At 32.1% G+C, this 15522-nt stretch carries 14 protein-coding genes; 3 read left to right on the top strand and 11 right to left on the bottom strand.

The features are described 5' to 3' along the window. Positions 1 to 9: 9 nt before the first annotated feature. The 6 genes from ribB to tpx form a co-directional block, all read right to left on the bottom strand. Positions 10 to 1170 carry a 3,4-dihydroxy-2-butanone-4-phosphate synthase gene (gene ribB / locus LG649_RS14640; protein ID WP_226544568.1) on the bottom strand — a complete coding sequence of 387 codons (1161 nt, stop codon included), beginning with the start codon at positions 1168 to 1170 and terminating at the stop codon, positions 10 to 12. A gap of 16 nt (positions 1171 to 1186) precedes the next feature. After that, positions 1187 to 3172, bottom strand: a complete 1986-nt coding sequence (locus tag LG649_RS14635; protein WP_226544567.1) for an LptF/LptG family permease — start codon at positions 3170 to 3172, stop codon at positions 1187 to 1189. 7 nt (positions 3173 to 3179) lie between these two features. Beyond that, positions 3180 to 3815: a LolA family protein gene (locus LG649_RS14630; protein WP_226544566.1), complete on the bottom strand. Its 636-nt coding sequence runs from the start codon at positions 3813 to 3815 to the stop codon at positions 3180 to 3182. Between the two features lie 12 nt (positions 3816 to 3827). Continuing rightward, a complete protein-coding gene (locus LG649_RS14625) occupies positions 3828 to 6242 on the bottom strand; it encodes a DNA translocase FtsK (RefSeq protein WP_226544565.1) in 2415 nt (804 codons plus the stop codon). A 125-nt stretch (positions 6243 to 6367) separates the two neighbouring features. Next, positions 6368 to 6742, bottom strand: a complete 375-nt coding sequence (locus tag LG649_RS14620; protein ID WP_226544564.1) for a diacylglycerol kinase — start codon at positions 6740 to 6742, stop codon at positions 6368 to 6370. A gap of 9 nt (positions 6743 to 6751) precedes the next feature. Next, on the bottom strand, positions 6752 to 7252 hold the full coding sequence (gene tpx, locus LG649_RS14615; protein WP_226544563.1) for a thiol peroxidase: 501 nt from the start codon (positions 7250 to 7252) through the stop codon (positions 6752 to 6754). 301 nt (positions 7253 to 7553) lie between these two features. Between tpx and katG the strand changes: the two genes are divergently transcribed. Next, positions 7554 to 9776, top strand: coding sequence for a catalase/peroxidase HPI (katG, locus tag LG649_RS14610; protein WP_226544602.1), 2223 nt, complete (start codon positions 7554 to 7556; stop codon positions 9774 to 9776). Positions 9777 to 9847: 71 nt separating this feature from the next. Further along, a complete protein-coding gene (locus LG649_RS14605; RefSeq protein WP_226544562.1) occupies positions 9848 to 10321 on the top strand; it encodes an ankyrin repeat domain-containing protein in 474 nt (157 codons plus the stop codon). 405 nt (positions 10322 to 10726) lie between these two features. Here the strand turns inward: LG649_RS14605 and LG649_RS14600 are convergent, their stop codons facing one another. The 4 genes from LG649_RS14600 to LG649_RS14585 form a co-directional block, all read right to left on the bottom strand. Beyond that, entirely contained in the window at positions 10727 to 10984 is a 258-nt protein-coding gene (locus tag LG649_RS14600) for a DUF6952 family protein (RefSeq protein WP_226544561.1), read from the bottom strand. Then, on the bottom strand, positions 10965 to 11279 hold the full coding sequence (locus LG649_RS14595; protein ID WP_044633523.1) for a thioredoxin family protein: 315 nt from the start codon (positions 11277 to 11279) through the stop codon (positions 10965 to 10967). Before LG649_RS14595 ends, LG649_RS14600 begins: the two co-directional genes overlap by 20 nt. Positions 11280 to 11294: 15 nt before the next feature. Beyond that, complete coding sequence (locus tag LG649_RS14590) at positions 11295 to 11933, bottom strand: peroxiredoxin (RefSeq protein ID WP_226544560.1); 639 nt, start codon at positions 11931 to 11933, stop codon at positions 11295 to 11297. Positions 11934 to 12133: 200 nt separating this feature from the next. Further along, positions 12134 to 13603, bottom strand: coding sequence for a Na+/H+ antiporter NhaC family protein (locus LG649_RS14585; protein WP_226544559.1), 1470 nt, complete (start codon positions 13601 to 13603; stop codon positions 12134 to 12136). Between the two features lie 309 nt (positions 13604 to 13912). Here LG649_RS14585 and LG649_RS14580 point away from each other — a divergent pair, with 309 nt between their 5' ends. Then, on the top strand, positions 13913 to 14125 hold the full coding sequence (locus tag LG649_RS14580; protein ID WP_226544558.1) for a hypothetical protein: 213 nt from the start codon (positions 13913 to 13915) through the stop codon (positions 14123 to 14125). Here LG649_RS14580 and LG649_RS14575 read toward each other — a convergent pair. Beyond that, positions 14122 to 15327 carry an aminotransferase class I/II-fold pyridoxal phosphate-dependent enzyme gene (locus LG649_RS14575; protein ID WP_226544601.1) on the bottom strand — a complete coding sequence of 402 codons (1206 nt, stop codon included), beginning with the start codon at positions 15325 to 15327 and terminating at the stop codon, positions 14122 to 14124. The genes LG649_RS14580 and LG649_RS14575 overlap by 4 nt on opposite strands. Positions 15328 to 15522 lie beyond the last annotated feature (195 nt).

Below are 15522 nucleotides of genomic sequence, written 5' to 3'. Positions count from 1 at the left end.
GTAAAAAAACTAATAATTTACATACTCAACAATTTCTAAACCATAGCCAATTAAACCAACACGTTTGGTTTGTTGGCTATTCGATAAAAGTTTTAGTTTGTGAATGTTTAAATCGTGTAATATTTGAGCTCCAATACCAAAATCTCGAGCATCCATACTTATTTTTGGTGCATTAGTTATTTGGTTAGGTGTTTGTTGAGCTTTTAATGTTTGCAATCGGTTTAAAATATTCATCGATTGCGATTCTTGATTAATAAAAAGTATGGCGCCTTTACCTTCTTTATTAATTATCTCGAACATATTGTTTAATTGGGCATCAACATTACTAGTAATAGCACCTAAAACATCGTTATTTGTTGGGTTAGAGTTTATTCGTGTAAGTACTTCTTCATTTTCACTCCAAGTTCCTTTTGTTAAAGCAATATGTACTTGGTTATTTGTGGTTTGTTGGTATGCTCTAAGCCTATAATTGCCAAAACGCGTTTCAATCTGGAAATCTTCTTTCTTTTCAATTAACGAATCGTGTTGCATTCTGTAAGCCACTAAATCTTCAATAGAAACTATTTTTAAATCTAACTTTTTTGCAACTTCCATAAGTTGAGGTAGTCTAGCCATACTACCATCATCATTCATAATTTCAACAATTACACCAGCAGGTTTTAGGCCAGCTAATCTTGCAAAATCTATAGCAGCTTCGGTGTGTCCAGTTCTTCTTAAAACACCACCTTCTTTGGCAACTAAAGGAAAAATATGGCCAGGTCTGGCTAGTTCAAATGGTTTAGTGTTTTCATTAATTAAGGCTTCAATAGTTTTAGCTCTGTCGCTTGCAGAAATACCTGTGGTAACTCCACCACCTCTTAAATCTACAGAAACTGTAAATGCAGTTTCCATAGGGTCGGTGTTGTTGTTAACCATCATGTTAAGCTCTAATTCTTTACAGCGGTTTTCGGTTAGTGGCGCACAAATTAAACCGCGGCCATGTTTAGCCATAAAGTTTATTATTTGTGGCGTAACTGTTTCGGCTGCTGCAACAAAATCGCCCTCGTTTTCACGATTTTCATCATCAACAACAATAATAACTTTACCGTTTTTAATATCGTTAATGGCTTCTTGAATGGTGTTTAGTTGAAATGTAGAAGCTTTCTTAGGTGTCATAGGTTCTGCTAACATGTTACAAAGATATTACTTATTTTAAAGATTCTAAATAATTTAACTTTAAGTCTTCTCTTACTTTTTCTTTAAATATTAGATAAGATATAAAGTACAGCGGGAAACCTAAAATAACCAATATTATATGAGGTTTTTTTCTTGGTTTTTTAATGAACTTATAAAATGAATATAAATTGACTAGTGATTTTACGTAATAAACAACGAATAAAATTAAAGCCATAATGCTTAATTGAATTGAGGCAGCAGCCACAGAAGGTAATTTGTTGTTTTTAAATATAAAATGAAGAATAAGTAATACAACTCCAGTTATAAATAAAGCAATAGCATATGTAGAGTGAGGTGTGTATTCATTGAAGATTAAGTTTTCAGATGTTTTATAATTATTATTAATTAATAGCCCTTTTTCTTTTAAATCTTCAATATCGTTACCTCTTTGTTTTAAAACTTTGTAGGCTTCATATCGGCATAATTCATCATGACCTAAAGCCTCGTAATTATTAATAATATCGATTAATTCGGTGTTTTTCTTAGAGTTTAAAAATTTATAATCGTGACTGTTATTATTTTTAATTTTGAATATTTTTTTAAGCGGATCTAAAACACTATCAAAATCGAATAAACCTTTATCGGCAGTAGCACGTTTAGTTAAAAACACACCTAATGGTAGCATAATTAAAGTTGAAAACCAAGGTGCTAAAACAGGATCGAACCCACCTTTTTTTGCACTATTTGTAGCAAAAATACCAATAAAGTGGTAGGTTAAAAATAAAAGTATTGCAACTACCATAGGTAGCCCAATACCTCCTTTTCTAATAAGTGCGCCTAAAGGTGCACCTACAAAAAACAGAATTATACAAGCAAAACCTAAAGCAAATTTTTCGTGTAGCGAAATAAAATGCCTATTTAAAAGTTCGTCTTGAATTTTTATGTTTGTTTCTTTAGATTTTATTATTTGTTGAGGGCTAGATAATGTGCGAGTGGTATTATCTATTATTTGTATTTTCTTTTTAGTATCAAAAATATCTAGCAAATTGCCTAAGTAAGTAGAGTCTTTACTAACTTTTGTGCTGTCTTTTTTAGTGTTAGATATATTTTTAGTACTTATTAAACTAGAGCGCTGGTGTAAATTTTTTGCAAATGCCCCATGGTCTGCAATACTTTTTTCAATTAAAGAATCAATAGATTTATTTAAACCAGAAACATTAAGCATGCTATACTTATCAGTTTGAGATTTTTCATCTATATCTACATCGTTAAGCTCAGATAAATCTATGTTAATTATTTTTGTTTCAAATTTACTTTTAGCAAATGGTTTTTTGTCTCGATCTTTTTTAGTTTTTGGAGACAAGTCGCTATAATAATAGCCATCGGTTAATATTAGTTTTAAAACATTAGAATCTTCTTTACTAGCTAATTCACCATCTTTAGAAATTATAGTTGTAGCATTTTCTCTGCCGTTACTACTTCTTACATGAATAGTAACATTTTTTAAATATTGACCTCGTTCACCAGTTTTTTCTGTAAACTTTATGTTATATAAACCAACCTCATTAAATTGTCCTTTTGCAAGTAACATAGCCGGTTTTAGTTTGGCAATGTTTTTACGTAGGTTATACGAGTTATATTCTGCCCAAGGGATAACATTATTTGAAAAGAAAAAGGTAATTACAGCAAGAATAACTATAAAAACGCTTAATCCAGACATGGCACGTTGCAGAGAAATTCCAGTAGATTTCATTGCAGCGAACTCATAATTTTCGGCAAAACTACCAAAAACCATAATCGAGGCTAATAAAATTGTAAGTGGTAATACTAAAGGTATTAGCTTGGGCATGAAATAGACTAAGAATTTTACTATAACAATGATGTCTAAATCTTTACCAGATAATTCTCGTATGTAAAGCCAAATAGTTTGTAAAACAAAAATCAGCATGAGAATAATAAACACGCTGAGAAATGTACGGAGGTATGTGGTTAATATGTACCTATCTAAAATTTTCACTAAAATCTTAATCTAAAGAATTGATGTAATAATCGCTGTATTTACTCGAATCAAAGGTAAATAAGGTTTTTGATAAAGGTGTATTTGTTTTAAAAGAATTTACTGTTAGTGTTGTTTTTGTTCCATTTTTACCAACCTGAATTAGGTTGTAAATGTGTTTTGTTTTAGAATCGATACCTAAATGAATGGTTTTAATTTCAGAATTAGAATCAATAGGTGTTAATTTTACGTATTGAATTTTTCTACCATTAATATTTTGTTCAATATCTAGCTTATAAGTGTAACCATCTTCATAAAATGATAACATTTTACTTGGTGTAATAGCATTGCCATCGTCTTCGTTTTCTGTAGAAATAGTAACTTCTTCATCTTCTGGACTAATGCTGTACAATTTTTTACCATCAAATAATCTTGTAACGCCTAAAATGTTTAAGCGGTATTTATCGCCTTGCATAATAACATCGCCTTTAGTTTCTTGTTTTACATTTTCTGAAGTGTTTTCCAGTGTGTATTTAAAATCTATAGATATGTTATTATAACTTTTTACTTTTTCTGATACTTCGTTTAGTAACACTTTGCCTTTGTTTTGCGCAAATGTTGTTATTGAAAGTGTAAGTAATACAAGTGTTATAAATTTTTTCATTTTTTTTATTAATTAAATTTCGTTTTCTAAATGTTGATCTAATGCAATTAAGTCTGGTATTAATACTTGGCGTGCTTTACTACCTTCAAATGGCCCTACAATACCAGCAGCTTCTAATTGATCTATAATTCTTCCAGCACGGTTATAACCTAATTTAAGTTTACGCTGTAATAATGAAGCCGAACCTTGCTGAGCGGTTACAATTACAATAGCAGCATCTTTAAATAGTTTATCGCGATCTGCTATATCTATATCAAGACTTGTGCCACTTTCTTCTCCTACATATTCTGGTAGTAAATAAGCTTCGGGGTAGGCTTTTTGTGAGCCTATGTAATCTGTAATTTTCTCAACTTCTGGTGTGTCTACAAAAGCACATTGTACACGAATAAGGTCGTTGCCTTGTGTGTAAAGTAAATCTCCACGACCAATAAGTTGGTCGGCGCCAGAACCATCTAAAATAGTACGCGAATCTATTTTAGAAGTTACCCTAAAAGCAATTCTAGCAGGGAAGTTAGCTTTAATGATACCTGTAATAACATTAACCGATGGGCGCTGTGTTGCAATAATTAAATGTATACCAATGGCACGTGCTAATTGGGCTAGACGTGCTATGGGTGTTTCTACTTCTTTACCAGCTGTCATTATTAAATCGGCAAACTCATCTACTACCAATACTATATATGGTAAAAATTGATGCCCATCGTTAGGGTTTAATTTTCTTTCTTTAAACTTATTGTTATACTCTACAATGTTACGGCACATCGCATTTTTCAGCAATTCGTAACGATTGTCCATTTCAATACATAATGAGTTTAATGTATTTATAACCTTTGTGTTATCTGTAATTATGGCTTCTTCACTATCTGGTAATTTTGCTAAGTAATGACGCTCAATTTTATTAAAAAGTGTTAATTCTACTTTTTTAGGATCTACAAGAATAAATTTAACTTCTGCAGGATGTTTTTTGTAAAGTAACGATGTTAAAATGGCATTTAAACCAACCGATTTTCCCTGTCCTGTAGCACCAGCCATAAGTAAGTGAGGCATTTTAGCCAAATCAACAACAAAGGTTTCGTTGCTAATGGTTTTACCAAGAGCTATAGGTAAATGCATTTCGGAGCTTTGAAACTTTTTTGCAGCAATAACCGAACGCATTGAAACTATAGTCGAGTTTGTGTTTGGAACCTCAATACCAATAGTTCCTTTTCCAGGAATTGGAGCAATAATACGTATACCTAGTGCAGAGAGCGAAAGTGCAATATCGTCTTCTAAGTTTTTAATTTTTGAAATTCTAACACCCGCTTCAGGAACAATTTCATAAAGTGTTACTGTTGGCCCAATGGTTGCTTTAATACTAGCAATACCTATTTTATAATTACTTAAAGTTTCAACAATACGGTTTTTGTTGGCTTCAAGCTCTTCTTGGTTTATAGTTATACCTTCTGTGTTGTATTTTTTTAATAAATCAAGCGGAGGGAATTGGTATTTTGATAGTTCTAGTGTAGGGTCGAATTCGCCAAAATCTTCAACCAATTTATTGGCTAGGTTTTTTCTTTCAGCATCTTCATCAACCACTGTTTTAACTTCCATTTCCAGTTCTGGCTCAATGTCTTCTTCTTCTTCAGCTTCAGCAACATTAACTTCTAAAGGAGCCGAAACAGGTTCAGTTTTTACAACTTTTACAGGTTCTGGAGTTGGTTCGGGTTTAGATTCGGGTTTATTATCTAAATTTATTTCGAATGCATCTTTTATGGCTTGAGCTTCTTCCGATAGGTTATTATCTATAGGAATTATGGTGTCTTTATTGGCATCGGCAAATTCATCTTTTAAATCTTTTTTTGCAGATTTAAATAAGTTTGTAATGTTCTCGAAAGTTACTTTAAATCGAATGGCTAAGTAAGTTATTAAACCAAAAACGAGTAGGAGTGAAGTGCCAATTTTTCCAATATAATCTTGAAGAAAGCTGTTTAACTCAAAACCAATAGTGCCTCCTAAAATATCTATTTTATCTTTAAAAAAACCTAATAAAATTGAACACCAAATAACAATTAATGTGCCCCAAAACCAGTGTTTACGAAGTTTTACTGTATTTAAGTTCATTAAAACATAAACACCAGATAAAAATATTAATCCGGAAAAAATAAAGGAAGCAACACCAAAGCCTCTTTGTATAAACAAATCGCTTAACCAAGCTCCAGATTTACTTAACCAATTTTTAGTGGCAACATTACGGTTTGTAAAATTTGAAAGATTACTTTGATCGGCTTCTCCGGTAAAGAAAAATGAAATGAAGGCTATACACAAAACAATACCAAAGATTATTAAAAAACTACCTAATACCAGTTTTTGCTGGTTTGATAGTTTTAAACTAGGCATTTTAATTTTTTTTCTAGGTGCTTTTTTAGTTTTGGGTTTACGTTTCGCCATTCACGGTTTTAATTTAAGCAAAAATACAAATTACTACCGTTAACGAAACTTTATTTTAAAAAATTGCATAAGGCTGAAAAGTAAAACAGACCGATAGTCTTTTATGTTTAATTATTGGTTGCAATTTATAAGTTAAAAATTTTTGGAATGTATATAATTAGACCAATAATTGAAGCAAATATAGAAGCAATAAAAACGGCTCCAGCTGCAATATCTTTTATTACACCTATTTTGCTATGATGTTCTGGATGAATAAAATTAGCAATTTCCTCGATAGCTGTATTAATGCCTTCGGTACTCATAACTAGAGCGATAGCTAGAATTTGAACAATCCATTCGTTTGTAGAGATATTAAAATAAAAACCAAAAACCGTAACAAGTATAGCAATAGAAAATTGTATTTTTATACTTGCTTCGGTTTTTAAAAGTAAAATCATACCCTTAAATGCATAACCGACACTTTTAAGTCGGTTTATAATAAAAGGTTCTTTTTTTTGCATTAAATAGGTTTATTTTAAAGCGTTTAAAGCTGCCTCGTAATTTGGCTCGTCTACAGTTTCAGCAACCTGCTCTGTGTAAATTACCTTACCAGTTTCATCTAAAACTACAACGCTTCTAGACAGTAAACCTTCTAATGGTCCATCAATAAAATTAATACCATACGTTTTTCCAAAATCACCAGTTTTAAAATCAGATAAACTAATCACTTGTTCTAAGCCTTCTGCACCACAAAAACGTGCTTGAGCAAATGGTAAATCTTTAGAAATACAAAGTACTTTTGTGTTTTCTAGTTTGTTTGCTTCTGTGTTAAATTGTCTTACAGATTGTGCACATGTTCCTGTATCTACACTAGGAAAAATGTTTAAAACTACTTTGTTTCCTTCAAAATCTTTTAAGGTTTTAGTAGATAAATCTGTATTAGTTAATGTAAAATCAGGAGCTTGAGTTCCAACTTTAGGTAAGTCTCCAGAAGTATGTATTTCGGTTCCTTTTAAGGTTACTGTTGCCATAAAACTTTGTTTTTAATTTTTTGATAAAAATAAGAATATTTAATTCCATATTAGCCTAAATTAAAGCAAAAATTCTATTTGAAATCCTACAAATTCACAAAAAAATAAGTTTTTATTAACGATTAATGTTTACAATAATGTCAGTTTTTTTTTATTTTTATAGTGCAAGTTTATAGTACTCTAGCTATTGATAAATTTTATTGATAACTAAATAAATCATAAGAATAAACTATTGATTTTTTTAAAGCTATTAGATTATACTTTTGAAACAGAAATTATAAATACATTAAAACAATATAATATGGAGAATTTATCTAACGATGCAGCAGGTTCAATACACGCTGAAAACCAAGAATTAAGTCATGGAGGTTCAAGTTCAGGAAAATGTCCTTTTATGCAAGGTTCAATTACTACTACCGAAAAATCAGTAACAGATTGGTGGCCTAATAGTTTAAATTTAGACATACTACATCAGCATGATACTAAAACAAACCCTTACAGTGAAGATTTTGATTATTTAGAGGAATTAAAAAAACTAGATGTTGATGCATTAAAAAAAGATCTTCATGAGTTTATGACGGATAGCCAAGATTGGTGGCCTGCAGACTGGGGACACTACGGAGGATTAATGATTAGAATGGCGTGGCATGCAGCAGGATCATACAGACTTGCCGATGGGCGCGGTGGTGGTGGCACAGGCAACCAACGTTTTGCGCCACTTAACTCTTGGCCAGACAATGTTAGTTTAGATAAGGCAAGACGTTTATTATGGCCAATTAAAAAGAAATATGGCAATAAAGTAAGTTGGGCCGATCTTATTATTTTGGCAGGAACAATAGCTTACGAAAGCATGGGATTAAAAACTTATGGTTTTGCATTTGGACGTAAAGATATTTGGCACCCAGAAAAAGATGTGTACTGGGGAGCAGAAAAAGAATGGTTAGCACCAAGTGATGAGAGATACGGAAATGTAGATGCGCCAGATACAATGGAAAATCCATTAGCAGCTGTACAAATGGGATTAATTTACGTAAACCCAGAAGGTGTTAATGGTAAGCCAGACCCATTAAAAACTGCAGCTCAGGTACGTGAAACTTTTAAGCGTATGGCAATGAACGATGAGGAAACGGTTGCTTTAACAGCTGGTGGACATACAGTAGGAAAAACACATGGTAATGGAGATGCGTCTATTTTAGGTCCAGATCCTGAAGCAGCGGGAGTAGAAGAACAAGGTTTAGGATGGTCTAACCCAACAAAATCTGGAAAAGGTAGATATACGGTAACCAGTGGTTTAGAAGGAGCATGGACAACAAATCCAACAAAATGGGATAACGGTTTCTTCGAAATGTTATTTAACCATGAGTGGGAACTACGTAAAAGCCCTGCAGGTGCTCATCAATGGGAGCCAATTGATATAAAAGAAGAAGACAAGCCAGTGGATGTTGAAGATTTAACGACTAGACACAACCCAATGATGACGGATGCAGACATGGCAATGAAGGTAGATCCGATTTACAGAGAAATTTCTTTAAAATACATGAACGATTTTGAAGCTTTTTCTGATGCATTCGCAAGAGCTTGGTTTAAATTAACTCACCGTGATATGGGACCTAAAGATCGTTGGTTTGGTCCAGATATTCCACAAGAAGATTTAATCTGGCAAGACCCAATACCTAAAGGAAATTATGATTACGATGTTAACGCTGTAAAAGATAAAATAGCTAGCACAGATTTAACTATTGCAGAATTAGTTTCTACAGCATGGGATAGTGCAAGAACTTACCGAGGATCAGATTTTAGAGGAGGAGCCAATGGTGCTCGTATTCGTTTAGAACCACAAAAAAACTGGGAAGGTAACGAACCAGAACAATTAAGTAAAGTTTTATCTGTTTTAGAGCCAATCGCAGAAGAATTTGGAATTAGTGTAGCTGATACAATTGTTTTAGCAGGTAATGTAGGTGTAGAAAAAGCTATTAAAAATGCAGGAATGAATGTTGAAGTGCCTTTTGCTCCAGGTAGAGGTGATGCGTCTCAGGAAATGACTGATGAAGAATCTTTCGAATCTTTAGAGCCACTAGCAGATGGTTACAGAAATTGGCAAAAAACTGAATATGTGGTAAGTCCAGAAGAAATGCTTTTAGATCGCACACAACTTTTAGGTTTAACAGCACCAGAAATGACCGTGTTAGTTGGTGGTATGCGTGTAATGGGAACAAACTATGGAGGTACAAAACATGGCGTGTTTACCGATAATGAAGGTGCTTTAACAAACGATTTCTTTGTAAACTTAACAGATATGGTTTACGAATGGAAACCTCTTGATAATGGAACCTACGAGATTAAAAACAGAAAAACAGGAGAAGTTAAGTTTACTGCAACTCGTGTTGATTTAGTATTTGGTTCAAATTCTATTTTACGTTCTTATGCCGAAGTTTATGCTCAAGATGATAACAAAGAAAAATTTGTTAAAGATTTTGTGGCTGCGTGGGTAAAAGTTATGAATGCAGGAAGATTTGATATTTAATAGTAAAAAGTTAAGTAGAGTATTAGGGCAAGTTTTTACTTGCCCTAATTAGTTAAAAAATTATCATCGTTATGACAGATAAAGATAAATTTTTTGGAGCTATACAGTCTGGAAATGTAGCTGCGGTTTCTGGTTTATTAAATCTTAATCCAGATTTAGTAAATGTAAAAGATACTAGAGGTTTTACGCCTTTAATTTTAGCGTCTTATTTTGATAAAGTTGAAATCGTAAAAACTCTTGTTAAAAATAATGCCGATTTAAATGATGTTGATGCTTCAGGAAATACAGCATTAATAGGGGTTTCATTTAAAGGAAGCCAAGAATTGGTTAATTATTTAATTGAAAATGGAGCCGATTTAAATAAACAAAACTCCAATGGAACAACAGCCTTAATATATGCAGCAATGTATAACCAATACGAGGTAGTTAAAATTTTATTAGCAAACAAAGCAGATGCATTAATAGTAGATAACGATGGTAAAACAGCGTTAGATTACGCCAAGGAGAAAAAGCTTTCTCCAATTATAGATATTTTATCAAATTAGTTTTAACGATTTTTTATGTGGCTTAATATTATTGAGTGTTTTAAATGTTATTAAGCAAGAAAAGCGCCACTTGGTTTCAAGTGGCGTTTTTATTTAATATAATCTTATTATAATAAAACAATTTACTAACTACTCTTAAGTATTGTAGTAATTAAATAATGTACAAATAAGTATGTTTTATTTAATGTTTTGCTGATAAGCTATTAGTTAATAACTCTCAATTAAATTTATTTATTAATTATATGAGTTTATATGCTTAAAATTAGAACCATTAAATATAGTCTTTATGCGTGTCTTATTTTTAAGTATAAAATGTTACAAGCGTTAAATTAGCTTTATGGAAATAAAAAAAGCCACTTTATTAAAAAGTGACTTTTTAGGGTTGTGAGAGATTTTTAGATGCTTTTATTTATCAATAGAGCCAAGTACTCGAGACATAAATGTGTTTAAGGCCTCTTTTTTAGGCTTACCATCTTTAATCATTTTATTAACTTCAATGGCACCGTACATATTAGAAATTAATTCACCTATTACATCTAACTCTTCATCTTTAAGCGATGGTACTTCGGTTAAATTTTCAAGCGTATCAATAGTTTCTAATACGTAATCTTCATCGTTCTCTTCAATAAACTGTGTTAATTGCTTAATTACTGGTAACTTCATTAACTAAATCTTTTAGAACGTCAAACTTATTAGTCTGCACTTGGTTTACAAAAGAACCTCCTTTAAACGTTGCAAAAGTTGGTAAATTATCAACGGTAGCAAGTTTTCTAGATTCTGGAAATTTTTCAGCATCAGCAATAACGAAAGTTACATTTTCGTTTTCTGTAGCAAGTTTTTTAAACTTTGGTTTCATAATTCTACAGTTTCCACACCAAGTGGCAGAATACTGCACGATTACTGTATCGTTTCCTGAAACTAAGTCAGGTAAATTATCTTGATCTAATTCTTTAATCATGACTGTTTTGTTTTATTAGTTAGCAGCAAGGTACTCGGCAACACCATCGCGGTTAGCGTTCATGGCTTCTTTACCTTCTTCCCAGTTTGCAGGACAAACTTCACCTTTTTCTTGTACGTGAGTTAAGGCATCAACTAATCTTAAGTATTCACCAACGTTTCTTCCTAATGGCATGTTGTTAATACTTTCGTGTTGTACTAACCCATCTTCATCAATAATGTAAGTGGCTCTGTAAGTTACGTTATCACCTTCAACTTGTACAGTATTGGTTTCTTCGTCAAAAGTTTCTTTAGTAATATCTAAAATACCTAAAATGCTAGATAAGTTTCTGTTGCTATCTGCAAGAATTGGGTAAGTTACACCTTCAATACCTCCGTTATCTTTAGCTGTGTTTAACCAAGCAAAGTGTACTTCTGGAGTATCGCAAGAAGCTCCAATTACAATAGTGTTACGTTTTTCAAATTCTGGTAAAGCAGCTTGAAATGCGTGTAATTCTGTTGGACAAACAAAAGTGAAATCTTTTGGATACCAAAATAATACTACTTTTTTCTTGTGGTTTACAGCTTCTTCAAGTACGTTTAATTTAAAAGTGTCGCCCATATCGTTCATGGCGTCTACGTTTAAATCTGGGAATTTTTTTCCAACTAATGACATATTTGTTTTTGTTTTAAATGTTATTCTTTTAGCAAATCTAGTACAATACAAGTCTTATTATAATAAGTTATAATTATAAAATCTTATAAGTATATAAGCTTAAAGAATGGTGTTAAAAACAGGCTGCTATTTTTATTAGTTGGATAAAAAAAGGAGTTGTAAAATATGAATATGATAAAATAACCGTTAAAAAAGCACTTTTAATCTGTTTTAGCTATTTGCTTTATTTTAATTTTTAATGCAGCAAATAACAAAGTGGTAAACGGGCTTAACCAATTAAAAAAGGCATAAACAAAATATTCGCCAACACCAACGCCTAAAACGCTACTTTGGTAAGCACCACAGGTATTCCATGGTATTAATACAGAGGTTACTGTGCCTGAATCTTCTAGAGTTCGGCTTAAGTTTTCTGGAGCTAAGCCTTTATCTTCAAATGCTTTTTTAAACATTTTCCCAGGAATTACTATGGCTAAATACTGATCGGATGCAATAGTGTTTAAACCTAAACAGCTAATTACAGTACTTGCAAATAAACCAAATATAGATGAAGCTACAGAAAGTAAAACCTTAGTAATTCTGGCTAATGCACCAATACCATCCATAACACCACCAAAAACCATGGCGCTAATAATTAAATAAATGGTCCATAGCATACCATTCATTCCGCCAGCAGAGAAAAGTTCGTTTAATTTTTCGTTTTCTGTAGTTATTTGAGTATCTGTAAAAATAGAAGTAATTACAGCATTTAATTTTGATGTGTTTAAGCTTGATAAAATTTCTGGTTGAAAAATAAATGCAAACACAGCTGCAATTATTACACCGGCACCTAAAGCAATAAGTGGTTTGGTTTTAAGTAATATTAAAGTTATTACCGTTACAGGTACTAAAAATAGCCAAGGTGTAATATTAAATGTAGCATTAATGGTATTTAATAAATTACTAACATCGGCATTACCCGTAACGTTGGAAGTAGCACTAATAATAGCAAATATTATTAAAGTTATAACTATAGATGGTATTGTGGTAATGGTCATATACCTGATATGAGTAAATAAATCTGTGCCAGCTACAGCAGGAGCAAGGTTTGTTGTATCGCTTAATGGAGACATTTTATCTCCAAAATAAGCTCCAGAAATTACAGCCCCAGCAATCATGCCAGAGTTTACACCTAACGCGTTACCAATACCAATTAATGCAATACCAACTGTTGCCGAAGTTGTCCATGAACTTCCTGTTGATATTGAAATTAAAGCACAAATTACAACGCAAGCTGGTAAAAATATAGCAGGATTCAACACCTCTAAACCGTAATATACCATAGCGGGTATTACACCACTAATTAACCAAGTTCCTGCTAATGCACCAACTAAAAGTAAAATAAGTACCGGAACAAATACACTTTTTAAATTCTCCCAAACCTCTTTTAGCATTAACGGTATAGATACTTTATTAAATAAGCCCACACCAACAGCTATAGCAGCGCCAATAAGTAAAATAAATTGATTAGAATAACCACCAAGCATTTCGCCATCGGCAAAAAATATGTTGTAAGCTAAAAGCCCCATTAGTATAATAACAGGAATTAAGGCTTCCCAAATGTTTAATTCAGAGTTTTCTATAATAGATTGCTGGTCGGTTTTAATTTCAGAAATATTTTTATCGTCTTGCATTTGGAAAGTTTTACAGATGTAATGTTACAATAAACTTCGTTTTTTTACAAATTATGAGGCTTATCTCTTTTTGTTTGGTGTGACCAAAAATTAGATTTTGTGTCGTAATAGTATAACAATCAGATAGAACAGTTAATTTAATTCCATTTTATGACTCCCTTTTTTAGCCTACTTATTTTTAGCTTGGTACTACTATTTATTTGCACCACTTATAAACAGTTTTTTGCACTTCAATTAAAACCTATTTTTATTAATTATTTTGCAAATAATATAAATAAATCAAAATCGGTTTATGTTAAAAATAGTTCAGTGAAACGAATTTGCACTACAAAAGCCCATTTAACCGAAGTTTATAATAAAAAACTAAAAGCCCATTTAAAATTATTAAATTACATACTAACTTTAGAGATGAGTACAAGTTATAAAGGTGGTGAACAACAAGTAGCTGAAATTTTAAGTATTAAAACTAAAGTGCAAAAAGATATTATTGATTTAACTCAAAAAATTAACCGATTACATTAATGTTCAAGAATATTTAATTCAACCATACATGTTTTAATCATTTGGTAAGTACGTTCAATATCATCATCTAAACCAATAGAGAAACGTATTAAACCATCACTTAAACCCATTTCTTTTTGTTCTTCTTCAGGTATTTCAGAAGATGTTGAAGTACCAGGAGCACTAAACAACGTTTTATAAAACCCTAAACTAACTGCTAAATAACCTAAATTTTTATGTTGCATAAGTTCCATGAGTTCGTTGGCTTTATCTAAAGAGCCAACATCAATAGTTAGCATACCTCCAAACCCGTAGTTTTTATTCATCATTGTTTTAAATAACTCGTGAGATGCGTGCGAATCCAAGCCTGGATAAACCGTTTTTAAACTATCAGATTCAAATTTTTTAGCTAAATACAAAGCATTTTTACTATGTTGTTGCATACGAATATGCAACGTACGTAAGTTTTTTAAAATAGAAGCAGCACGTAAACTATCCATAGTGCTACCAAAAAGCATGGCGGCACCGTTGTTTACATTTCTTAGGTTGTTTATAAACTCTTGTGTGCCACAAATTACACCACCAACAGTATCGCTAGAGCCATTAATAAATTTTGTTAAACTGTGTATAACTACATCTGCACCCAAAACAGCAGGCGATATTGATAAAGGCGAAAACGTATTATCTACAATTAATTGTAAGCCGTGTTTTTTTGTCAGTTGCGATAAGCTTTTAATGTCTGCAATTTCTAAAAGCGGATTGCTTACAGCTTCGCAGTAAATTACTTTAGTATTTGGTGTTATAGCAGCTTCAACAGCTTCAAGTTTAGTAATATCTACAAACGAGGTTTTTATATTAAATTTTGGTGTAAAGTTTTTTAAAAAAGCATAAGTACCACCGTAAATAGTTCGGCTAGAAACAATATGGTCGCCTGCATTACAGAGTTGCATTAAAACAGCTGTTATAGCGCCCATTCCAGAAGCGGTAACATTTGCTGTTTCGGTGCCTTCCATAGCTGCTAAGGCTTCGCCTAAATATAAATTAGAAGGCGATGAGTGGCGTGAGTATAAATAACAGCCATCTGCATTACCTTCAAAAGTATCGAACATGGTTTTTGCTGATAAAAAAGTATAGGTTGAAGAATCTGAAATAGAAGGGTTTACGCCTCCAAATTCACCAAAATATTGTAAGTCTTGTATATTGTTTGCTGGTTTAAAGCTCATAGAAAATATTTTTTTTGATTGATTTAATGGTTGATTGATTCTCGATACAGTTCTACTTCCTAAGAATAACTCTAACAAACACTTGTTTGTTAATTAGTAGCTTCAATTGGTGGTGCTTCGCTTGTTATACCGAGAGGCTGTTTTTATTATAACTTCAGATTATGTTATTCCGAAGTAAATCGGAACAACATAAAA

It is taken from the genome of Neotamlana laminarinivorans (assembly GCF_020523925.1).
In the GTDB taxonomy this organism is placed as follows: Bacteria; Bacteroidota; Bacteroidia; order Flavobacteriales; family Flavobacteriaceae; genus Neotamlana; species Neotamlana laminarinivorans.
The sequence above is the reverse complement of the archived record's forward strand: the minus strand, read 5'-3'. Positions and strand labels throughout refer to the sequence as shown.